The sequence below is a fragment of the Pseudomonas sp. genome (assembly GCF_049300855.1).
GTDB lineage: Bacteria > Pseudomonadota > Gammaproteobacteria > Pseudomonadales > Pseudomonadaceae > Aquipseudomonas.
In genome coordinates this window covers 481,431-503,620 of record NZ_JBAQKH010000026.1, presented here as the reverse complement: position 1 = coordinate 503,620, position 22,190 = coordinate 481,431, and the positions used below count along the sequence as shown (strand labels likewise).

Sequence of the window (22,190 nt, the reverse complement as noted above, 5' to 3'; positions counted from 1 at the left end):
CCTCAGCGGGCCTTTTCGGTGGCTTGCTTGCGCTGGATCCGCTCATAGACCTCCGAGCGATGCACGTTGACCTTCTGCGGTGCCTCGACACCAAAGCGCACACTGGATCCGTTCACCGACAGCACGCGCAAGGTGATGTCGTCACCGATTGAAATCAACTCACCAACGACACGGCTGAGTACAAGCATGAGATTCGTCCTTCAGGGTTAGCGAACCCTGAAGATGCGCGGCTGAACGCCGCTGCACAATGCAGGCACGACAAATCAGTCTTGCCTTACAAGCCGCTCGCCATCGGGCTGTCAGACGTTTCCCGCAAAGCGGCGAATCAGGCGGCAGAAAAGCGCGGTCCGAAGAGGATCACGCTGGCGCCGATGACGCACAACGCCACGCCAATCCAGTCCGATCCCAACGGCCGAACCCGCTCCACCACCATCAGCCAGCCAATCGACGCGACGATATAGATCCCGCCATAAGCGGCATAGGCGCGGCCGGCGTAGGCCGCTTCGACGCGGGTCAACAACAGCGCGAACAGGGTCAGGCTGAGCAATGCCGGGATCACCCACAGCGCACTTTTGCCCTGACGCAGCCACATGAAGAAGGCGTAACAACCGGCGATTTCAAACAGCGCCGCGAGGAAAAACCACAGGTAATTGAGCATTGATGTGTCTCGACAGGGTGACCATTGCGGCCACCCTAACGACGCAACACCCTGCGAGCAAGTTCAGCCGTTGCTCTGTTTGGCCTTGGTGCGCATTTTCTCGGCCATGGCAGTCATTTCGTTGTAGAGCAACTGCGGGTTCTTCTGCTTGATCGCCCAGGCCATCCGGCCTTGTTCATGAGGCAGGATCATGAATTCGCCAGCGGCCACTTGCTGATGGATGTAATCGGCGATGTCCGCCGCGCTGATCGGCGAACTTTCCAGCAACTTGCCGACCTGGGCTTTCATCGCCGGGGTCGGACCACGGAACGAATCCAGCAAGTTGGTCTGAAAGAACGACGGACACACCACGTGCACGCCCACTTCCTGTTGCGCCAGTTCGATCAGCAAGCTTTCCGACAACGCCACAACGCCGGCCTTGGCCACGTTGTAGTTGCTCATGGCCGGGCCTTGCATCAACGCCGCCATCGAGGCGATGTTGATAATCTTGCCCTTGCTTTGTTCAAGTAGCGGCAGAAAGGCCTTGCAGCCCTTGACCACGCCCATCAAGTTGATCGCGATCTGCCAGTCCCAGTCTTCCAGCGACAGCTCGCTGAAGAACCCGCCCGACGCCACGCCGGCGTTGTTGACGATGATGTCGATGCCGCCGAGTTTCTCTTCGCAGGCCTGAGCGAACGCGGTGAGCTGGCTGTAATCACGCACATCGCAGCGCTGAATGAAGCCGTCGCCACCCGCCTCGCGGACCATTTTCAGGGTTTCCTGCAAGCCAGGTTCGCTGACGTCGGACAAGGCCAGTTGCCAGCCTTCCCGCGCCCAGCGCAGCGCGATTTCGCGACCCAGGCCCGAGCCCGCACCAGTGATCATCATGCGATTTTGCATAGCAGACAGCCTTGTTGTTCCGGGGAAGATGCGCGGAGTGTAGCGAAGGATCGGCGCCCGCCCACGCTCCATCAGATTGCTGAATGGTGAGGGCAAACCGTGGCGCGTTGGATTCCCCGCAACGGCCTGAGTTCTGAACTAGCGGAGGGTAAAAAGGAAATAAGTCTGCGATCCAAATACATTAAAAAAACATTGAATTTTCTCTCACTCGCACCGGTCGGAATTTGTAAGCCGTCTGGAATTACTTAGTCTCCAGTCGCCCTTGAATACCAAGACTTCTCGAACACTATCAACAAGGAAATCGACATGGGCACAATTCTAATCATTATCCTGATCCTGTTGCTGATCGGTGGTCTGCCGGTCTTCCCGCACTCCAGAAGTTGGGGTTACGGTCCTTCGGGCATTATCGGCGTGGTGTTGGTGGTGCTGTTGGTACTGCTGTTACTCGGTCGGATATAACGATTCAAGCGTAAAAAAAAGAGGCCCTGTTCAGGGCCTCTTTTTTATTGCGCGGATTTTACTATCGCCAAGCGATCAGTCCGGCTTGCCGTTGATCACACCAGCCGTGTTGTCCATCAGGCTCTTGGTCGCCGTTTGCAGGAACGCTTCGAGTTTAAGTTTCAACTCGGCGGTGCGCGGTGCATTCGGAACGATCTCGGCGTGCGGATTGGCACCCAACTGGTATTGCCAGATTTTCGGGCCCATTTCCTTGTCCTTCGGCAGGACCAGAATCTGCTCGGCGGTGACGATGGCGGTGGTCTGCTCACTGCCCGACGGCTTGATCACACCGAAACCGGTGTCGCCTTCGGGCAGGTTGAGCAAGTCACGGCCCCAGCACTGATGGCGCACTTCGCCACCGAGACGACCCATGATGGTCGGCACGATGTCGATCTGCGTACCCACAGTGTGGTCACGTGTGCCGAACTTCTCTTGAATGCCCGGTGCAATCATCAGCATCGGCACGTTGAAGCGGCCCAGGTCCATTTCGGTGATCTGGCGCTCGTTGCCGAAACCGTGGTCACCGACGATGACGAACAGGGTTTCCTTGAAGTACGGCTCTTTGCGCGCCTTCTCGAAGAACTGGCCCAGTGCCCAGTCGGAATAGCGCATGGCGGTCAAGTGTTCATTGAGGCTGCCACGATCAGTCACGCGCTCGACCGGCAATGGCGTCGGCAAGGCGTACGGCGTGTGGTTGGACAGGGTTTGCAGCAGCGCGTAGAACGGCTTGCCGTTTTCGCGCGCCTTGAGCTCCTGCAGACCACGGTCGAACATGTCCTGATCGGACACGCCCCAGGTCGGATCGGAGAACACCGGGTTGACGAAGTCATTACGGCCAACAAAGTTGGTCATGCCCTGGTTGCTGAAGAAGCCCGACTGGTTGTCCCAGGCGAAATCGCCGTTGTAGACGTACACATCGTCATAGTCACGAGCACTGAGCAACTGCGGCAGGCCGGACAGTTTGTGGCTGCCTTCCGGGGTCTGCATCAGGTATTCGAAACCCGGCAGGTTCGGGAAGCAGGCCATGGTCGCGAACATGCCCTGGTGGGTGTGCGTGCCGTTGGAGAAGAAGCGGTCGAACAGCAGGCCTTCCTTCGACAGTTTGTCCAGGTAAGGCGTGATGTTGCCGGGCGCGCCCAGAGCACCAACCGAGTGACCGGCCATGCTTTCCATCAGGATCACTACGACGTTTTTGATCGGCAGGGTCTTGTCGGCCGGCGGCGTGTATTCACGGCGCACCGCAGCAATGTCGGCATCGACCAGTTTGTCGTCCGGCATCAGCAGCATGTCGCGCACGACTTTCTGCGCTTGTTCTTGCGGCAGCGTGCCTTTCCAGATGTTGTCGCGGTCTTCGCCCATGCGGTCTTTCGCAGCGGCGATCAGCGACAGTGTGCCGTTGAGGCCCAGCTGATTGGCGAAGTTGGAGTCGGTGGTGTACACGTCACCCCAACGCATTGGCGGGCCCTGACGCAGGGTGCCACGGGCGGCGACCACGCAGATCAGCAGGCAGACCACGAACACCGCAAGACGGGTGTACCACGGCGCAACTTGACGAGTACCGACGCTGCCGCCGCTGAACGGCCCGCGCGGACGGGTGGCACGGTCAGCGCCTTTGAACGCCAGAGTCAGGATGACGGTGCCGATGACCCACGCCAGCAGATAACGCACCACCGGGAAACCGTACCAGAGCATGCTCATCACGGTTTTCGGGTCTTCTTTCACGTACTGGAACACCAGACCGTTGAGGCGCTGGTGGAACTCGCGGTAGAAGTCCATCTCCATCAGGCCGAGGAACAGCGCGATGCTCGAGGCGATGGTCAGCCACAGGCGGAAGAAACCGCGTGCAGCCATGGCGCGGGCACTGAACAGCGCCAGCACCAGCGGAATGCAGACGTAGACCACCAGGCGCAGGTCGAAACGCAGGCCGTTGGCGAAGGCTTCGAGGAAAGTCGAAGCCGGGGTGTCGAGGATCATCTCGCGGTTGTAGACCAGCAGCGCGAGGCGCAGCACGGAAAACATCACCATCATGACCAGCGCGCAAAGCAGCGTGTAGGCCAGATGCGATTTGACGGTCGGTTGCAGCAGGCGAGCAGAAGATCGCTGCTGATTCAGGGCGTCCGGGTTTGCCATGTCGTTTTAGGACCCATTGGAAGTTGAAGTTGCAAAAATACAGCGGCGCCATGCCCTCTATTGGTCATTCCAGACCCCGGGGCTTGCGCGGTGCGCAAATGTTGCACGATCACCCGCACCATTGCCATTGATTACTGCCCCGCTGCCAGACACTTTCATTCAGTGCAGCGCCAAACCGGGACAACGTGCAAACAGCGGGGCGAATTGTCTTGAACACTTTGTGAAAATTTCGTGCAACGCATATCTGGAAACACAATATAGATACAAAACAAAACGCCCCGAATCGGTCGGGGCGTTTTGTTTGAACGCGAGATTACTTCTCGGCGCGTTCTTTCAGCGCTTTCAAGGTGTTGAACGGCGCATCGACAACGAACTTGTTGGCCACCATCGCCGGCACACTGCCGCCCGGCTCGGTGTGCACTTGATAGGTCACTTCAACCTGGTCGCCCTTGGGCACGAACTTCCAGAAGCCTTTGACCTGCTGAACGCGGACAAAGCCTTTTTCTTCCGGAATATACGTCGGTAACCCTTCCAGGTTGCGGGTCAGGCTGCCATCGGCGCCTTCGACGGTGGTGACTTTCAGCACCGAGTCACGCGGGGTCACCGGCCAAGGGGTGTTGAACTGGGTGTAGGTCCAGCTCTGATCACCTTCATGCTTGAGCAGCTTCTGGGTCTTGCATTCGTGAATCCAGGCGCACGCGCCGGAAACGTCTTCCTGCAATGCGCGCAGTTTGGCGACGGTAGTCTTCATCAGTGCAACGCCCTGGTAGGACTTGTAGTCCGAACCTGGCACTTCACTCAGGGACACCTTGATGCCGTCCTCGTTCTTGGCGACTTTCCAGTCTTGCGCCTGAGCCACGGAGGTGACCAGCACTGCGGTCAAACCACACAACACAGCGATACGATGCAGCGAACCCATAGTCTTATTCCTTATTGTTGAAGTTCCGTTCGTTTGACACATCACGCCGCCGTCATTTGCTCCCACCAGCCGATCAGCCTGATCGCTTCTTCCGAGCTGTCGCCACAGACTTCGATGTCGGCAGAGAAACCGGAACAGACTGCCGGACGCTCCGGGCGGCCGAAAATGCTGCACAGGTTTTCGACCGAAAGTTGCACGCAACGTTCGCCGGCAGGTTTGCCATCAGGCATGCCGGGAATCGGCGAGCTGATGGACGGGGCGATGCAGCAAGCGCCACAGCCTTCACGGCATTTCATGACGAACAATTCCTCGCGACGGGCGATGTGTAAAAGGGACGCGGAACAGAGTAACCGCTAAAACGGCTGTTTCAAATTCCCGGAACCGGGGTTTTTAGCGATAACTGAATGTGACTGACCAGTCTCCGACAAAGCGTCTGGTCTGCGGGTCACAGATGAGGTGCAATTACTGCTTGAACTCGAAATCCAGCGCCGCACCTTCGATTTCCCGGCGATCTTCGTTGCGCAGCTGCAACTGCATTTCATTGCTGAGCAAACGGCCGTTGAGCTGGAAACCGTTGTTTTTCTCGCCAAACATCTGCGGCAGGATCGGCTCGCGTTTCGGCAACTCGACGGTGCCCTTCGGTTTCAATTCCTGAACCATGTCCTTGGGCAGGCTCAAGTCGAGTCTGGCCGGCGGCAGTTTGGTTTTCACCACTTCGCTGGCAGGTTTCGACTTGGAGGCAATTGGCTTGCGCTTTTTGAGCACTTTTTGCTCGGACTTCTGTGCGGGGGCAGCCTTCTTTGCCGGCGTGGTTTTTTTAGCAGTGCTCGTCGCCGCCGGTTTTTCCTGAACCGCAGCGGCCACGGCGCCAGGCGCCTGACCGAGCATCAGCAAACCCAACAAAACCCAAGCGGCAGGAAAAATCGCTTTCATGGACCCAACGACACTGACGGCAGAGGGCCATATGCTCGCTTGTTGGACGCCACAAGACAAGTACGACCCTGCGCTCGTTCAGAATCCGCCAGCGGTTTCCTGACACAGTTGCGTCGCCAGCAAGCCCAGGGTCATCAACGCCCGCTCCGCCTCGCGGTTCCACGGAATGCCGCAATTGAGGCGGATACAGTGGTTGAACTGCTCGGTATTACTGAAGATCAGCCCGGGCGCAATGCTGATGCCTTGTTGCAACGCGCGGACATGCAATTCTTGCGTATTGACCCTGCCCGGCAAGCTCACCCAAAGGATGAAACCGCCCGTGGGCCGGGTCATTTGCGTGCCTTCGGGGAAGTACTGCTGCACCGCCAGCTGGAAGGCGCTGAGGTTTTTTCGGTATTCCTGGCGGATGTACCGTAAATGCCGGTCATAACCACCGTTTTCCAGATAGGCGGCAATCGCCATCTGCGTCACGCTGCACGCCGAATGCGTGCTGAAGGTCTGCAAGCGCTGGATTTCCTGCTGGTACTTGCCGGCAATCATCCAGCCGATGCGCACACCGGGCGACAAGGTCTTGGAGAAGCTTGAGCAGTAGATCACCCGATCCAGCCGGTCATAAGCCTTGAGCGCTTTGGTTTTGCCCTGCTCGAACATCAGTTCGCCATAGATGTCGTCTTCGACGATCTGGATGTCGAAGTCCGAGGCCAGGCGCAACAGCTGCTTCTGCCGCTCTTCGGGCATGGTGCCGCCCAGTGGATTGCTCAGGCGCGTGGTCAGCACCAGGGCTTTGATCGACCACTGGTTGGCCGCCAGTTGCAAGGCTTCGAGGCTCATGCCGGTGGCGGGATCGCTGGGGATTTCGATGACTTTCAGGCCGAGCAGATCGGCCAGTTGCAGCAAGCCGTAATAGGTCGGCGACTCGGCAGCGATCAGATCGCCCGGACGGGTCAGCACACGCAACGACATCTGCAGGGCATCGACGCAACCGTGGGTGATCACCACTTCCGATGGATCGACCACCACACCGGCATCACGCATGCGGATCGCCACTTGCCGGCGCAACGGTTCAAAACCGGGGCTGAACATGTAGCTGAAGGCACGCGGACTATGGAAACGGGTGACCTTGGCCAGTTGCTGATGCAGTGCGCGCACCGGCAAGTAATCAACACTCGGCACGGCGGCACCGAGCGGGAACACACCTTCACGGCGCGACTCGACCAGCACCTGTTGAATGATGCTGCTGCGGGTCACCAGCCCCGGCCGTTCGACCCGGGCGATGTCCGGCGTCGGCGCCGTCAGTGCCGGCGTCTGGTGCACGTAATAACCGGACTGTGGACGTGCGCGAATCAGCCCCTGATCTTCAAGATTGGCATAAGCCTGCAACACCGTCGCATGGCTGACGTTAAGCTGCGAACTCATCTTGCGTACCGATGGCACGCGCTCCCCCGGTTGATAGACGCCACGGCGGATGTCTTCGGCCAGTTGCTGAGCAATACGTTGGTAGAGCAAGAGATTGGTCATGACGCAGCACTCGATTTCACGGGCATTTTATTCTTGTGTGAAACAATACCGGAACAGTTTAGAAGTGTACTGGGACAGTTGCCACATTACTCGACCATACAGTGCTGTGTCTGCCCCCGACTGTACTGATTTGCGAGCCATTCGACAGACGTAAAAAAGCCCGGCACTGCATGACAGTCCGGGCTTTCCAGAGACGCCACCCTCAGCGGGCGGCGCCGAGCTGGCCTTTTTCGTCGGAGAAGACGATTTCCACCCGCCGGTTTTGTGCCCGCCCACGCTCGGAAGCGTTGACGTCCACCGGGTATTCATCGCCGTAGCCTTCGACTTGAATACGTTTGTCGTCGATACCCAGATCGATCAATACATCAGCCACTGCCTGCGCACGATCGCGGGACAGTTTGAGGTTTTCCTGCTTGCCGCCGGTGCTGTCGGTGTAGCCCTCGATACGCACGACGCGTTTCGGGTTCAGTTGCAGGAACTGGACGATCTTCAGCACCACGCGGTTGGCCGAGTTTTTCAACTCCGCTTCACCGGTGTCGAACAGCACGTCACCCAAGGTCATCACCAGACCCCGGTCGGTCTGCGTGGTGGCCAACGCGACAATCTGTTCTTCCAGCCACTTGCCCTGCTGCTGCACGCTGAGCAGCTTCGATTCACGCAGGGCCAGTTGCAGGCGCTGGCGCTCCAGCTCGAGCTTGGCCGCGCGCTCTTCGTTGAGCACCTGATTGGTGTGCTCGCGGGCAATTTCGCTATAGCGCTGGCTCAGGTAGGCGTAATGCACCACGTCGGAACCGCTGCCCCAGTAGGTCGACAGACGATCGGCACGGGCCAGCGACTCACCGGCGCGGATCACGTCTTTCGGCGCGATGCGCAGCACATTGGAATCTTCTTTGACTTTCTGGAAGTCGGCGCTGGCTTCTTGCAGTGCGGATTCGCTGTGTTGACCGGCGCAGCCATACAGGCTGACACACCCGGCGAGCATCAGACCGCCGAGGACTTTCGACTTGATGCTCATTGGGCATCTCCCAATTGCTTGCGCAGACGGACGATGCGGGTGTTGAGAACATTCAGCTGTTCTTCACTTTTTTGCGTCAGCACTTTGGCTTCGGCCAGACGCGCATCCAGCTCGGCCTGTTCGGCACGCATGCGCGCGTTGCGGTAGGACTCGTCAGCCATGTTGCCTTTGGCGCGGTTGTACTTGGTTTCGGCCAGTTTCATTTCCGGCACATCATCAGCGGTGGCACCGACAGCCTTGGCCTGGGTGATGGCCTGCTCGGTCAGGCGCATTTGTTCATTGGGTGCCGGATCGGTCGCGCAACCGGCCAGGGCCAGAACGGCCACAGCCGCGAAAAGAAGTCGAATACTCACTAAGAATCCCTACTGTTTTGGGGCACTGACAGGTTGTTGCGGCTGTTGCTGCTGCGCCTTCCAGCGCTCGATATTGCGTTGCAGCGCAGCTTCCGTCAGTCCGGACGCGGGCAATTCTGTCATCTTTTTGGCTAGCTGTCCGCGCAACCACGGATCGTTGCACGCCGAGTTATGCGAAACCGCGAGGTACAGCCCCGGGCGGTCGACGGGTTGCTCGAACGCCAGCAGGTCATTGGCCATGCCCAACGCTTGCGCGGCGGCCATGCCCGAGTAGCGCCCGGCGAGTACATATTCCACTTCACCGAGAAGCAATTTCTGCAGGGCTTGAGTGAGGTTGGCTGTCTTGATCAGGGTCAGATTCTGCTCGGCGAAAGTGCCGAATGCCTGGGTCATTCGAGACTTTTCCGACAATGCTCCGGCGTGGCCGTGCAGGTCTTTGGCTTCGCTGTAGACCAGGGTCGAGCCTTTGCGCGTCCACACCAAATAGTCGTTTTCCAGCAATGGCGGATGAATGTAGTCGAGGGATTCCAGCTCGCTGAGGGTCAGCGGCGCATCGGCGAGCATGTCCATGCGCCCGCTGCGTACTTCGTCGAGGGCTTGCGAGCGTTTGCCGGCGTAAAGCAATTCGACCTTGATGCCGAGCTCCTTGGCGACTTGTTGCAACAGGTCGGCGCTGGCACCGATCAACTGCTTGGGATTTTGCGGGTCCTGCCACAGGTACGGCGGCGCATCCGGGCTGCCGGTAACGACGAGGCGCTCGCACTTGCCGGCGGCTGTGGCCAAACCTGGCAGCAGGGCCAATCCCAGCAATACCGAGTAACGCAATCCGCAGCGCAGATCCATGGCAAAACGCTCCCACTCAAATCCGAGACAAAAAAAAGCCCGACCAAAAGGTCGGGCTCTTTATAAGTGAAGCCGCTGGATTAGACCAGCTTCTCCAGCTCAGGGACTGCTTCGAACAGATCCGCCACGAGACCGTAATCGGCCACCTGGAAGATCGGCGCTTCTTCGTCCTTGTTGATCGCAACGATCACTTTGGAGTCTTTCATACCGGCCAGGTGCTGGATCGCGCCGGAGATACCGACGGCGATGTACAGCTGTGGCGCAACGATCTTGCCGGTCTGACCGACCTGCATGTCGTTCGGTACGAAACCTGCGTCGACCGCAGCGCGCGAAGCACCGACGGCAGCGCCCAGCTTGTCGGCCAGGGCGTACAGGTGTTTGAAGTTGTCGCCGTTCTGCATGCCGCGGCCGCCGGAAACGACGATCTTGGCAGCGGTCAGCTCTGGACGATCGGACTTGGCCAGTTCTTCGCCAACGAAGCTCGAAGTGCCAGCGTCGTGTGCAGCAGCAACGGCTTCAACGGCAGCCGAACCACCTTCAGCAGCAACCGGGTCGAAACCGGTGGCACGCACGGTGATCACTTTGATCGGTGCGGTCGACTGTACGGTAGCGATGGCGTTACCGGCGTAGATCGGACGCTTGAACGTGTCAGCGCTTTCGACCGAGATGATCTCGGAGATCTGGTCAACGTCCAGCTGCGCAGCAACGCGCGGCAGGATGTTTTTGCCGTTGGAGGTCGCGGCAGCCAGGATGTGGCTGTAGCCAGCGCCCAGCTCTGCAACCAATGGCGCAACGTTTTCCGGCAGCTGATGCGCGTAAGCGGCGTTGTCAGCGTTGAGGACTTTGCTCACGCCTGCGATTTTCGCAGCGGCTTCAGCCACGGCGCCAGCGCCTTGGCCGGCAACCAGAACGTGGATGTCGCCGCCGATTTTGGCAGCAGCAGCCACGGTGTTCAGTGTGGCCGGGGCCAGCACTTTGTTGTCGTGTTCGGCGATTACCAAGATAGTCATGATTAGATTACCTTCGCTTCGTTTTTCAGTTTCTCGACCAGTTCAGCCACCGACTTGACCTTGATGCCCGCGCTGCGTGCAGCCGGCGCTTCGACTTTCAGGGTCTTGTTGGTAGAGGCGGTGGAAACGCCCAAAGCGTCCGGAGTCAGCACTTCGAGAGGCTTCTTCTTGGCTTTCATGATGTTTGGCAGGGACGCATAACGCGGCTCGTTCAAACGCAGGTCGGTGGTGACGATCGCCGGCAGTTTCAGCGAAACAGTCTGCGCGCCGCCGTCGATTTCGCGAGTCACGGCAACGCTGTCGCCGGACACTTCGACTTTCGAAGCGAACGTGCCCTGACCGTAGCCGCTCAATGCAGCGAGCATCTGGCCGGTCTGGTTGTTGTCGCTATCGATCGCCTGCTTGCCGAGGATTACCAGCTGCGGCTGTTCCTTGTCGACCACAGCCTTGAGCAGCTTGGCCACGGCGAGCGAGGTCAGATCTTCAGCGGATTCGACGAGGATGGCACGGTCGGCACCCAGAGCCAGTGCGGTACGCAGCTGTTCCTGAGCGGTGGTCGGGCCGATGGAGACGACGACGATTTCAGTCGCAACACCTTTCTCTTTCAGGCGTACGGCTTCTTCCACTGCGATTTCGCAGAACGGGTTCATCGACATCTTGACGTTGGCGAGATCGACGCCGGAATTGTCCGCCTTGACGCGAACCTTGACGTTGTAATCCACAACGCGTTTGACAGCTACAAGAACCTTCATGGATTCCTCGTTACTCTCCGGTGAAAAGAAAGTCGCCTAGGCGAACCTGGCGGTTGATGCTCATCAGGCTAAAAGGGCACCTCTAAAAACGCCGACTCGGGTGTCAGGTGGCTGCACGGTGGAAGACCTGCGACCGTTCGTCAGGGGTGACCGACGGGTCATTGATCTTCACGCTGTGTAAACTGCGCGCCGGACCTGCGCTGCGCACCACCTTCTACTGCCTGTGCCCTGTCTTTAGACGTGCTCTTGAAACCGCCAGTCTGCCTACGACGAGCGCAAAACCGCCCGTATCTTGACCGGAACGCCTATTCCGGTCAATACAGCAAAATGACCATTCATAAGCCGCGCTTCTTTGATTTCTCTGGGCTGGAGCCGATTCAAACAAACGTTTGTATTGGACGCTGGGAGTGGTGTAGATATAATGCGCCGCCTAGAGAGAAAGGTCTGTTCTCCAATATTCCCCTTGACGTTAACGTAAAGGAATAGCGGATGCGACATCAAACCTCCAAATTAGAAAAAAAACTGTTGAGCCTTGAGTAGGAGATAGCCTGTGGAACGCGAATACATGGAATTCGACGTGGTCATCGTCGGTGCCGGCCCCGCTGGCCTGTCCGCCGCCTGCCGTCTGAAGCAGAAGGCCGCCGAAGCCGGTAAGGAAATCAGCGTCTGCGTGGTCGAAAAAGGCTCCGAAGTCGGCGCACACATCCTCTCCGGTGCCGTGTTCGAACCACGCGCTCTGAACGAACTGTTCCCGGACTGGAAAGAACTCGGCGCACCGCTGAACACGCCAGTCACCCGCGACGATATTTTCGTGCTGAAAAACGCCGAAAACGCGCAAAAAATTCCAGACTTCTTTGTGCCCAAGACCATGCACAACGAAGGCAACTACATCATCTCCCTCGGCAACCTGTGCCGCTGGCTCGCCCAGCAGGCGGAAAACCTCGGCGTAGAAATCTACCCAGGCTTCGCCGCTCAGGAAGCGCTGATCGACGAGCAAGGCGTGGTGCGCGGGATCATCACCGGTGATCTGGGCGTCGACCGCGAAGGCAACCCGAAAGAAGGCCTGTACACCCCGGGCATGGAACTGCGTGGCAAATACACGTTGTTCGCCGAAGGTTGCCGTGGCCACATCGGCAAGCAACTGATCAAGCGCTACAACCTCGACAGCGATGCCGACGCCCAGCACTACGGCATCGGCCTGAAAGAAATCTGGGAAATCGACCCGGCCAAGCATCAGCCAGGCCTGGTAGTCCACACCGCCGGCTGGCCGCTGGACATCATGGGCACCGAGAACACCGGTGGCTCGTTCCTCTATCACCTGGAAAACAATCAGGTGGTGGTCGGTCTGATCGTCGATCTTTCCTACAGCAACACGTACCTGTCGCCGTTCGACGAGTTCCAGCGCCTCAAGCATCACCCGGTGCTGGCGCAGTACCTGGAAGGCGGCAAGCGCATCAGCTACGGCGCTCGCGCGATCTGCAAAGGTGGCCTGAACTCGCTGCCGAAAATGGTCTTCAAAGGCGGCGCGCTGATCGGTTGCGACCTCGGCACCCTGAACTTCGCCAAGATCAAAGGCAGCCACACCGCGATGAAGTCGGGCATGCTCGCCGCTGAATCGGTGGCTGACGCATTGTTTGCCGAGAAGGACGGCACCGAAGAGCTGACCAGCTACGTCGACGCGTTCAAGAAGAGCTGGCTCTACGACGAACTGTTCGCCAGCCGTAACTTCGGCCCGGCGATCCACAAGTTCGGCGCCATCGTTGGCGGCGGTTTCAACTGGCTGGATCAGAACATCTTCGGCGGCAAACTGCCGTTCACCCTGCACGACACCAAGCCGGATTACGCGTGCCTCAAGCTCGCCGCCGACTGCAAGAAGATCGACTATCCGAAGCCGGACGGCAAACTCAGCTTCGACAAACTCAGCTCGGTGTTCATCTCCGGTACCAACCACGAAGAAGAACAACCTTGCCACTTGAAGTTGAAAGACCCAAGCATCCCGATCAGCAAGAACCTGCCGCTGTACGACGAACCGGCGCAGCGCTACTGCCCGGCCGGCGTGTACGAAGTGATCACCAAGGAAGACGGCGAGAAGCGCTTCCAGATCAATGCGCAGAACTGCGTGCACTGCAAGACCTGTGACATCAAAGACCCTTCGCAGAACATCACCTGGGTCACGCCGGAAGGCGCAGGCGGCCCGACCTACCCGAACATGTAAGTCGAACCGCTGAACAACAAGGCTCCCGATTTGGGGGCCTTTTTGTTACCCACAATTCCTGCAACACCACCGAACCCTGCAGGCCTTCGCCTGCTCAGGCAGCGCGCTCGTCACCCGGGCTACGCTCAAAGTAGCGCTTGTACTCGCGACTGAACTGCGACGTACTCTGATACCCGACCCGATGCGCCACCTGCGCCACACCCAGCCCTTCCGCCACCAGCAACGTCTGCGCCTTCAACAACCGTAAACGCTTCAGATACTGCACCGGCGACAACAGCGTGCTGCGTTTGAAATGCTCATGAAACGTCGACACGCTCATGTTCGCGCAACCGGCCAGCGTCTCGACATTCAACGGCTCGGTGTAATGCGCATGCAGATGACTGATCGACGCCGCCACCCGGGCAAACTGCCCCTGCTGTTCCACCAACGCGCGCAACACATCGGCCTGCGGCCCGCGCAACGCGACGAACAACAACTCGCGCACCCGCGCCGGCCCGAGAATCTGGCATTCCAGCGGATCGTGCAGGCAACTGAGCAAACGTTCGACACAGCCACGCATGTCATCGTCGAGCACCACCGAGGTCATCGACTCCGGCGTCTGCGCCGGAATATGCCGCCCGGGCGCCAGTCCCATCGCCAGTACCAGTTCACCGAGCAACACCCGATCAATCGCCACTGAAACCCCGAGCAACGGCGCATCCGGCAAGGCAAACGTCTCGCATTCGAACGGCACCGGCAGCGCCTGAATCAGATAATGCCCGGCGCCATATTCCATGGTGCGCGGCCCGAGAAACGCCAGTTTGCTGCCCTGGGCGATGATCATCAGGCTCGGCTCATAAATGTGCGGGCCACGGGCGACGTCGCAACTGGCGCGCAACACCTGCACACCGGGCAGCCCGGTCGGGGAATAGCCGTCGCGCAGCGCCAGGGGTTCGATCAGCGAAACCAGCCGGGCATTGGCATCAAGATGACGGGTCAATTGCATCGAATTGCTCTTCACAAAAAATCACGAAAATAAGGGATGAAAGCATCATCGCAGATCCTTTTGCCAATGCGACCGATCAAACCCGCATGCCGGAGGATTAGGCATGAGACCCGGAGGAATCGTCATGGCCGGACCGGCAGTCGGCGCCCAGAATGCGCCGCCTCAACTGTCACTGCTTTTGCGAGGTTTCACATGTACACCGCCATCGGCTATGCCGCTCAATCGGCCACCACGCCCCTCGCCCCGATGAAATTCGAACGTCGCAGCCCGCGCGCCGACGATGTCGCCATCGAGATTCTGTATTGCGGCGTTTGCCACTCCGACATCCACCAGGCGCGCAACGAATGGGGCATCGCCGTTTACCCGTTGATGCCGGGCCATGAGATCGTCGGAAAAGTCACCGCGATCGGTGCGAATGTCACCCAACACAAAGTAGGCGATCTGGTCGGCGTTGGCTGCATGGTCGACTCTTGCCGCACCTGTGAAGCCTGCCAGTCGAACCTTGAGCAATATTGCCTCGAAGGCCCGACCATGACCTACGCGACCCCGGACCGGGTCGACGGCAGCAACACCATGGGCGGTTATTCGGACAGCATCGTGGTCAGCGAACACTTCGTCGTGCGCATCCCGGAAAAACTGGCGTTGGCCAGCGCCGCGCCGATCCTCTGCGCCGGCATCACCACCTACTCGCCGCTCAAGCACTACGGCGTCAAGGCTGGCGACAAGGTCGGGATTCTCGGCATGGGCGGTCTGGGCCACATGGGCATCAAGTTCGCCAAGGCCATGGGCGCCGAAGTCACGCTGTTCACCCGCTCGGCGAGCAAGGCTGAAGAAGGTCGTCGTCAGGGTGCCGATCACGTGATCGTGTCCACCGATGCCGAGCAAATGAAAGCCGCTGCCGGTTACTTCGACTTCCTGCTCGACACCATTCCGGTGCAGCACGATCTCAACCCGTACCTCGATACCCTGCGTTTTGACGGCGTGCACATTCTGGTCGGTCTGATCGAACCGATCGATCCACCGGTACACGCCGCCAAACTGGTATTGGGTCGCCGCATCTTGGCCGGTTCGTTGATCGGTGGCGTCGCCGAAACCCAGGAAGTGCTGGATTTCTGCGCCGAGCACAACATCACCTGCGACATCGAAATGCTCGACATCCGTCAGATCAACGAGGCTTACGCCCGGATGATCGCCGGTGACGTGAAGTACCGTTTCGTGATCGACATGGCGACCCTGAAGGTTTAAATCTTCAGACCGAGTTCCGCCGAGAGCCGGGCTGTGACCCCTTTGATCAGGGGAATCAGCTCGGCCATTTTTTCCAGCGGCATGTACGGCACGGTGCTGGCGATACTGATCGCCGCGACAATGCCCTTGCTCGCATCGCGAATCGGCGCCGCCACACAGCGAATCGACGGCTCGTTGTCTTCCAGATCGAAGGCGTAGCCACCGGCGACGTATTCGGTCATGCGCTGCTCCAGCTGTTCCCAAGATTGCTGGGGATGCTGCGGCCAGAACTGACTTTTGCCACCGGCCGGCAGACTGATGTCGTAGAGCCGCTGCCAATCTTTCGGCGAGTCATCGAGCATCAACGCCTTGCCAATCCCGGTACGCGCCAGCGGCATGCGATGGCCGACCCGCGAACGCATTTCCGGGCCATTGCGCCCCGGATTTTTCAGCAGATACAGCACCTCGTCGCCTTCACGAATGCCCAAATGCACGGTGTCACCGGTCAGCGCCGACAACTCGTCCAGATAGGGCCCGGCCAGGCTCACCAGCGGCAATTCTTCGCGCGCTTGAAAACCCAGTTCGATCAGCTTCGGCCCAAGCAGATAACCGACTTGCGGCACCACGCGCAGATAACGCTCATCGACCAGGCAACTGGCCAGACGATGGGTGGTGCTACGCGTGGTGCCAATCAGCCGGGCAATCTCCTTGAGATCACGGGCGCCACTGGCCACCGCTTGCACCACGCCGAGGCCGCGCAATAGCGTCTGGGTGCCGGTGGGCGCGGCGTCCTTGGTTTTTTCCGGAGCGTCTTCCTGCATATCCAGCCTTTACCGTTGAGCGAGGGAACGGGCGGCATTATGGTCGCCCGACGCAGACCACTACAACTCGATACGCTCTACCTTGCCCACCAGCAGCACGTAGGACAAGGCGCCAATCAAGGCGAGCACCGCGATATAGGTGATCGCCGGCGCGAACGAATCGCCGCTGGCGAGGAAGCCGATGACGATCGGTGTGGCAATTGCCGACAGGTTGCCGATGAAGTTGAACACTCCGCCGGTCAAACCCAACAACCGCGCCGGCGCCAGCGTCGACACCAGTGACCAGGTGATAGAAGCCAGACCGTTGCCGAAAAATGCCAAGGCCAGGAAGGCAATCACCAGCGGCGTCGACTCAACAAAATTGGCGCCGATGATCGAGGTGGAAATCAGCAGCCCGCCAATGATCGGCAACTTGCGCGCAAAGCCGACGGTGCAACCGCGACGTATCAAAAAGTCGGAAAAGAACCCCGAACACAACACACCAACGAACGCGGCGAGAAACGGCAGCGACGCCAGCAGGCCAGACTTGATGAAGTCCATGCCGCGATATTTCACCAGATAGGTCGGGAACCACGTGAGGAAAAACCACAGCGTCGAGTTCAGGCAGAACTGGCCCAGGTAGATGCCCCACAACTTGCGTTTGGTCAGGACGATGCCGAGATCGGTCCAGCTGAATTTGGCTTTGACCTTGGCCGACTCTTGTTGAATGTCGACCAGACCACCGCCTTCGCGGATCAAGTCGATTTCCGCTTCGTTGGCGCCTTTGAAATCCCGTGGCTCGCGATAGACCGCGTACCAGATCGCCGCCCAAATGATGCCCACCGCGCCGGTGGCGACGAAGACCATGTGCCAGCCGAACTCGTGTTGCAGCCAGGCCAGCACCGGGGTCAGGAATGCCAGACCAACGAACTGCCCCGACGTGTAAAAACCAATCGCCGTGGCGCGCTCACGCTCAGGAAACCACGTCGTAACCACGCGGCTGTTGATCGGATACGCCGGCGCTTCCAGCGCACCGACCGCCATGCGTAAAACGAACAACGCAATGAAACTGGCAGCGAAACCGAGCATCACTGTGGCAATCGACCACAACAGCAAAGCGACGCTATAGAGAATGCGTGGTGGCACCCGATCGACCAGCCAGCCGCCGGGGATCTGCATGGCGGCGTAGGTCCAGCCGAACGCGGAAAAGATCAGGCCGACGTGAATCGGATCAATGCCCAACTCACTGGTCAGCGCCGGCGCGGCAATCGACAGGTTGCTGCGGTCGAGGTAGTTGATGACCACGGTGATAAACAGCAACACCATGATAAAAAACCGCTTACGGCTAGGCGTGACTAAAGACGCCTGCCCGGTGAGGGTTTGCGGTTGCATGGGGAGAGCCTCTTTTTATGTTTATTGAGGTCGGCCTGAGGCCTGCACTGCACCCTGTCTGATCGTTCCCACGCTCCGCGTGGGAATGCAGCCCGGGACGCTCTGCGTCCCAAAAGCGAACGCAGAGCGTCCATTGAGGCATTCCCACGCAGAGCGTGGGAACGATCTCACAGGGGGTTGTGGTGTGTCAGAGACAAATCACCACTCGGCAAAGCTGCCATCGGCATGACGCCAGATCGGGTTGCGCCAGCGATGCCCGACCGCCGCACGCTCGATCACGTATTCTTCGTTGATCTCAATGCCCAGACCCGGGCCGTTCGGAATCTTCACGAAACCTTTGTCGTAATCGAACACCCGTGGATCCTTCACATAGTCGAGCAGGTCATTGCTCTCGTTGTAATGGATGCCCAGGCTTTGCTCCTGGATAAACGCGTTGTAACAAACCGCGTCCAGTTGCAAACACGCCGCCAGCGCAATCGGCCCCAACGGGCAATGCAGCGCCAGCGCGACGTCGTAGGCTTCGGCCATGTTGGCGATCTTGCGGGTTTCGGTGATGCCGCCGGCGTGCGAGGCGTCCGGCTGGATGATGTCGACGTAGCCTTCGCTCAACACGCGTTTAAAGTCCCAGCGCGAGAACAGTCGCTCGCCGAGGGCAATCGGCGTGCTGGTCAGCGGCGCCAGCTCTTTCAGCGCTTCATAGTTTTCACTGAGCACCGGCTCTTCGATAAACATCAGTTTGTACGGGTCGAGTTCCTTCATCAGCACCTTGGCCATCGGCTTGTGCACGCGGCCATGGAAGTCGACGCCGATGCCAACGTTCGGCCCGACCGCATCCCGTACGGCGGCGACGTTGGCCAGCGCCAGATCGACTTTTTCGAAGGTGTCGAGGAATTGCAGTTCTTCGGTGCCGTTCATTTTCACCGCCGTGAAACCACGGCTCACCGCCTCTTTCGCCGCACGCGCGGTGTCCGCCGGACGGTCGCCGCCGATCCACGAATACACGCGAATCTTGTCGCGCACCTGACCACCGAGCAGATCACTCACCGACACCCCGAGCGCCTTGCCCTTGATGTCCCACAGCGCCTGATCGATACCGGCCAGCGCACTCATGTGAATCGCGCCGCCCCGGTAGAAGCCACCGCGATAGAGCACAGTCCAGATGTCTTCGATGTTGCGTGGGTCTTTGCCGATCAGGTAGTCGGACAATTCTTCAACGGCAGCCGCGACGGTGTGCGCGCGCCCTTCAACCACGGGTTCGCCCCAACCGGTCACGCCTTCGTCGGTTTCGATCTTGAGGAAGCACCAGCGCGGCGGCACGATGAAGGTGGTGAGTTTGGTGATTTTCATCTCTGCTCTCTTTTTGTAAATGCAGCTCTTGTTAGATGCAGCGCACGCAGCGCCAGAAAGTCTTAGCGAAGCGCCTTCCACGCGGCCACGTAGGCCTTGGCATTCACCGCTACTTGCTCCGGCGTCATGCCCGGTTTGAACAGGCCGGAGCCGAGGCCGAAACCTTTCACGCCGGCATCGATAAACGCCTGCATGTTGTCCGGCGTGATGCCGCCGACCGGTGCCAGCACCGTCCCGGATGGCAATACCGCGAGCCAGGCTTTGACGACGGCCGGGCCCATCTGCTCGGCCGGAAACAGCTTGAGAATGTCCGCGCCCTCCTCCAACGCCGCGAACGCTTCCGTCGGCGTCGCCACACCCGGCGACAGAAACAGCCCCGCCGCTTTTGCCGCGCGCAAGACCTTGGCATCGCTGTGCGGCATGACGATCACTTGGCCGCCGGCTTCTTTCACCAACTCGACCTGCTCGGACGTCAGCACCGTGCCGGCACCGATCAGGCAATCGGCGGGCACGGTCTTGCGCAGGATGCGGATACTTTCGTACGGCGAAGGGGAATTGAGCGGTACTTCGATGACGCGAAATCCAGCCGCATACAGGACTTCTCCGACAGCGCCAGCTTCCTGCGGATGCAGGCCACGCAGGATCGCGATCAGACCGTTTTGCGCCAATGCTTGCTTGAGCATGTCAGGCCTCCAGTCAGGGTTAACGGGATGAGGAATCGATCAGTCCGGCGGCCAGCGCCAGTTGCCACAAACCACGCTCGGTGGCCTGCTCGGCCAGCGTCACGTTGGCGAACCCGCAGGCATCGAGGGCGCGGCTGTAGCGCGCGCAGAGTTGCGCGTTACCGATGAGGATGATCGAAGGAAGATTCGGGTTGTTGCGGCGTCGGCGCTGAGCGCTGGCGAGTACTGCCAGTTCATGGCCGATCATCAGGCCGGACAGATAATCCGCCTGCGCCATTGGGCTCAGTTCACCGGTCAGCCCCAGCGTGCGGGCACTGAACAACGTCGACAGCACGCCGAGTTCGCCGTCCGCCGACTGCGCAACCTGCACGCCACGGTCAAACGCCTGCGCATCGAACGTCGCACTCTGCTGCTGGGTTCGGCCAAGAATGCTGTGCTCACTGAGCACAGCGAACACTTCGCCGGTCATGAAGGTATCGAAGTGGGTGATGCAGCCATCGACCACATCCACCCATTTCGAGTGGCTGCCCGGCAGGCCGATCAACAGATCAGCACCCGCCTCAATCGGCAGATTCTGCAGCACGCCAAGCACCTGGGTTTCTTCGCCGCGCATCACGTTCGGCAGACGCGAGCGTTGAATCACACCCGGCACGATATGCACCACGGTGCCGCGCAGACTGACAACTGTTTGTAGGGAATTTCCGAGATTGGCGACGTTCGCCGGCGTCTCGCAGTAGGCCGCTTCACGCCAGCCCTGCGCACTGCCGACCATGCCGCAGGCGATCACCGGCAGATCCGGCTGCGCATCGAGCCAGTCGCCGCAGGCCTCGTCGAAGGCCAATTCAAAACCATTGGTGCATTCGCGACCATTGATGATTCGCGGGGTCTTGGGCAACTGCATGATCCCGGACGACAGCGCGCGCTGCTCCAGCACCACACCGTCCGCCGCGAGTTTGTAAGCACGTAATGAGGTCGTCCCCCAGTCGAGCGCGATCAATTGCGCCAGCATCGCTTCACCTGTTTTGTTTTTGGCAGTGAGTGCGATGGACTATAGACCTCTCAGACGTGAAATCTCAATATGTAATTTTACATCCCATATTATGGGATGGTGTCAGTCCATTTTGTCCAGCGCTGAACGACATCCAGATTATTGTTGATCAGGATCCTCACTGTTTCGTACTCGCTGGATCCCACCTCATGTGTGTGGCCCTTGTCGTCAGTTACTCCGGGCTCCCGGCGTCCGTCAGCGCGAATAATGGTGTACGCCGCGAAGGGCGCCGGGTTTGCCTCTGAACCTGAAACAACCTTCAGCTTCGTGTTGTTCGGTGCGAACGAGGCCAGCATGCCGGCATAGGGTACGTCGCTACAGAGTCCGAGACTGTCAATCTGGTCATATCCCAGCGCCAGGTCATAGCGCCAGCGCACGATGCACACTGAGGCAAAAGGCAGCAACGACCTCGGTCGGTCGGACTGTTCAAGCGAAATACGCGCGGGCGCCACGCGAGGATTTTCTATCGCAGCAATGAACCGCGACGTGGGCATGTACATGACTTTCGAGTAATACGCCACGAACGGGAACGCGGTGATCACCACCTTGCACGGAATGTATTCCTGCGGCTTGAGGATCTGCACCAACTCAACCGGTCGAATGTGATTACGGCCGTCATTGACGGCGTGATTCTCGACACTGATATTCGCGAACATCTCATAACGACGATCGCCTTCAATCAAGCGCATACCGCTGACGCTTCCCGAGGCTTCCAGAACGATTTCATGTTCGATGGAAAAATCCGGATCGCCATTCAACGAGCAGTGGATCCACGTACCAATCTGACCTCGCCGACCATGATCTTCATAGAGGTCAACGAGGTTTCGGTCGGAGGTGAAACGCAGATCGTAAGAGGAAGACATCTCGTGATTGATCGAGACAAATTCAAGCCTTGCGGGGGGCACATCCAAATGCATGCAAGAGGAGCACAACGCGAACAAAAAAACCAAAAGCAACCTTGCCATTACCACTCCAAAAATCAACTGCC

The 22,190-nt window shown here is 59.1% G+C and carries 23 protein-coding genes; 3 read left to right on the top strand and 20 right to left on the bottom strand.

What is annotated here, in order from left to right:
• Positions 1 to 2: 2 nt before the first annotated feature.
• From csrA to WA225_RS11930, 3 genes are all read right to left on the bottom strand, one after another.
• On the bottom strand, positions 3 to 188 hold the full coding sequence (gene csrA, locus WA225_RS11940; RefSeq protein ID WP_064120335.1) for a carbon storage regulator CsrA: 186 nt from the start codon (positions 186 to 188) through the stop codon (positions 3 to 5).
• A 137-nt stretch (positions 189 to 325) separates the two neighbouring features.
• Positions 326 to 658, bottom strand: coding sequence for a YnfA family protein (locus WA225_RS11935; RefSeq protein ID WP_422608053.1), 333 nt, complete (start codon positions 656 to 658; stop codon positions 326 to 328).
• A 63-nt stretch (positions 659 to 721) separates the two neighbouring features.
• Positions 722 to 1,537, bottom strand: a complete 816-nt coding sequence (locus WA225_RS11930; protein ID WP_422608052.1) for an SDR family oxidoreductase — start codon at positions 1,535 to 1,537, stop codon at positions 722 to 724.
• 300 nt (positions 1,538 to 1,837) lie between these two features.
• Here WA225_RS11930 and WA225_RS11925 point away from each other — a divergent pair, with 300 nt between their 5' ends.
• A complete protein-coding gene (locus tag WA225_RS11925; RefSeq protein ID WP_169432680.1) occupies positions 1,838 to 1,996 on the top strand; it encodes a DUF3309 family protein in 159 nt (52 codons plus the stop codon).
• 75 nt (positions 1,997 to 2,071) lie between these two features.
• On the opposite strand, the gene WA225_RS11920 is transcribed toward WA225_RS11925, so the two are convergent.
• From WA225_RS11920 to WA225_RS11875, 10 genes are all read right to left on the bottom strand, one after another.
• Entirely contained in the window at positions 2,072 to 4,165 is a 2,094-nt protein-coding gene (locus WA225_RS11920; RefSeq protein ID WP_422608051.1) for an LTA synthase family protein, read from the bottom strand.
• Between the two features lie 313 nt (positions 4,166 to 4,478).
• Positions 4,479 to 5,084 carry an START domain-containing protein gene (locus WA225_RS11915; protein WP_422608050.1) on the bottom strand — a complete coding sequence of 202 codons (606 nt, stop codon included), beginning with the start codon at positions 5,082 to 5,084 and terminating at the stop codon, positions 4,479 to 4,481.
• A gap of 41 nt (positions 5,085 to 5,125) precedes the next feature.
• The gene (locus tag WA225_RS11910) at positions 5,126 to 5,380 is read right to left on the bottom strand and encodes a YkgJ family cysteine cluster protein (protein ID WP_150648308.1); all 255 of its coding nucleotides are present in this window, start codon (positions 5,378 to 5,380) and stop codon (positions 5,126 to 5,128) included.
• A gap of 166 nt (positions 5,381 to 5,546) precedes the next feature.
• The gene (locus WA225_RS11905) at positions 5,547 to 6,017 is read right to left on the bottom strand and encodes a translation initiation factor 2 (protein ID WP_422608049.1); all 471 of its coding nucleotides are present in this window, start codon (positions 6,015 to 6,017) and stop codon (positions 5,547 to 5,549) included.
• A gap of 78 nt (positions 6,018 to 6,095) precedes the next feature.
• A complete protein-coding gene (locus WA225_RS11900) occupies positions 6,096 to 7,535 on the bottom strand; it encodes a PLP-dependent aminotransferase family protein (protein WP_016985994.1) in 1,440 nt (479 codons plus the stop codon).
• A 202-nt stretch (positions 7,536 to 7,737) separates the two neighbouring features.
• Entirely contained in the window at positions 7,738 to 8,550 is an 813-nt protein-coding gene (locus WA225_RS11895) for an OmpA family protein (RefSeq protein WP_422608048.1), read from the bottom strand.
• Positions 8,547 to 8,903, bottom strand: coding sequence for a DUF4398 domain-containing protein (locus tag WA225_RS11890; protein ID WP_422608047.1), 357 nt, complete (start codon positions 8,901 to 8,903; stop codon positions 8,547 to 8,549). The genes WA225_RS11895 and WA225_RS11890 overlap by 4 nt, the downstream gene beginning before the upstream one ends.
• 9 nt (positions 8,904 to 8,912) lie before the next feature.
• Positions 8,913 to 9,746, bottom strand: a complete 834-nt coding sequence (locus WA225_RS11885) for a substrate-binding periplasmic protein (RefSeq protein WP_422608046.1) — start codon at positions 9,744 to 9,746, stop codon at positions 8,913 to 8,915.
• Positions 9,747 to 9,826: 80 nt separating this feature from the next.
• Positions 9,827 to 10,756 (bottom strand): electron transfer flavoprotein subunit alpha/FixB family protein, encoded by a 930-nt coding sequence (locus WA225_RS11880; RefSeq protein WP_422608045.1) that lies wholly within the window; start codon positions 10,754 to 10,756, stop codon positions 9,827 to 9,829.
• A 2-nt stretch (positions 10,757 to 10,758) separates the two neighbouring features.
• Positions 10,759 to 11,508, bottom strand: coding sequence for an electron transfer flavoprotein subunit beta/FixA family protein (locus WA225_RS11875; RefSeq protein ID WP_007908338.1), 750 nt, complete (start codon positions 11,506 to 11,508; stop codon positions 10,759 to 10,761).
• 550 nt (positions 11,509 to 12,058) lie between these two features.
• Here WA225_RS11875 and WA225_RS11870 point away from each other — a divergent pair.
• Positions 12,059 to 13,723, top strand: a complete 1,665-nt coding sequence (locus WA225_RS11870) for an electron transfer flavoprotein-ubiquinone oxidoreductase (RefSeq protein ID WP_422608044.1) — start codon at positions 12,059 to 12,061, stop codon at positions 13,721 to 13,723.
• Positions 13,724 to 13,817: 94 nt separating this feature from the next.
• On the opposite strand, the gene WA225_RS11865 is transcribed toward WA225_RS11870, so the two are convergent.
• Positions 13,818 to 14,708, bottom strand: coding sequence for an AraC family transcriptional regulator (locus tag WA225_RS11865; RefSeq protein WP_008085522.1), 891 nt, complete (start codon positions 14,706 to 14,708; stop codon positions 13,818 to 13,820).
• A gap of 192 nt (positions 14,709 to 14,900) precedes the next feature.
• Between WA225_RS11865 and WA225_RS11860 the strand changes: the two genes are divergently transcribed.
• Positions 14,901 to 15,953 carry an NAD(P)-dependent alcohol dehydrogenase gene (locus WA225_RS11860; RefSeq protein ID WP_242205817.1) on the top strand — a complete coding sequence of 351 codons (1,053 nt, stop codon included), beginning with the start codon at positions 14,901 to 14,903 and terminating at the stop codon, positions 15,951 to 15,953.
• On the opposite strand, the gene WA225_RS11855 is transcribed toward WA225_RS11860, so the two are convergent.
• From WA225_RS11855 to WA225_RS11830, 6 genes are all read right to left on the bottom strand, one after another.
• Positions 15,950 to 16,753, bottom strand: coding sequence for an IclR family transcriptional regulator (locus WA225_RS11855; protein ID WP_397482938.1), 804 nt, complete (start codon positions 16,751 to 16,753; stop codon positions 15,950 to 15,952). The two genes, WA225_RS11860 and WA225_RS11855, sit on opposite strands and share 4 nt — an antisense overlap.
• Before the next feature lie 60 nt (positions 16,754 to 16,813).
• Entirely contained in the window at positions 16,814 to 18,124 is a 1,311-nt protein-coding gene (locus tag WA225_RS11850; protein WP_422608043.1) for an MFS transporter, read from the bottom strand.
• 198 nt (positions 18,125 to 18,322) lie between these two features.
• Positions 18,323 to 19,471 (bottom strand): galactonate dehydratase, encoded by a 1,149-nt coding sequence (gene dgoD / locus WA225_RS11845; RefSeq protein WP_095188559.1) that lies wholly within the window; start codon positions 19,469 to 19,471, stop codon positions 18,323 to 18,325.
• A gap of 62 nt (positions 19,472 to 19,533) precedes the next feature.
• Positions 19,534 to 20,154, bottom strand: a complete 621-nt coding sequence (locus WA225_RS11840) for a 2-dehydro-3-deoxy-6-phosphogalactonate aldolase (protein WP_422608042.1) — start codon at positions 20,152 to 20,154, stop codon at positions 19,534 to 19,536.
• 19 nt (positions 20,155 to 20,173) lie between these two features.
• Positions 20,174 to 21,163, bottom strand: a complete 990-nt coding sequence (locus tag WA225_RS11835; protein WP_422608041.1) for a 2-dehydro-3-deoxygalactonokinase — start codon at positions 21,161 to 21,163, stop codon at positions 20,174 to 20,176.
• A gap of 89 nt (positions 21,164 to 21,252) precedes the next feature.
• The gene (locus tag WA225_RS11830; protein ID WP_422608040.1) at positions 21,253 to 22,167 is read right to left on the bottom strand and encodes a hypothetical protein; all 915 of its coding nucleotides are present in this window, start codon (positions 22,165 to 22,167) and stop codon (positions 21,253 to 21,255) included.
• Between the last annotated feature and the right edge of the window lie 23 nt (positions 22,168 to 22,190).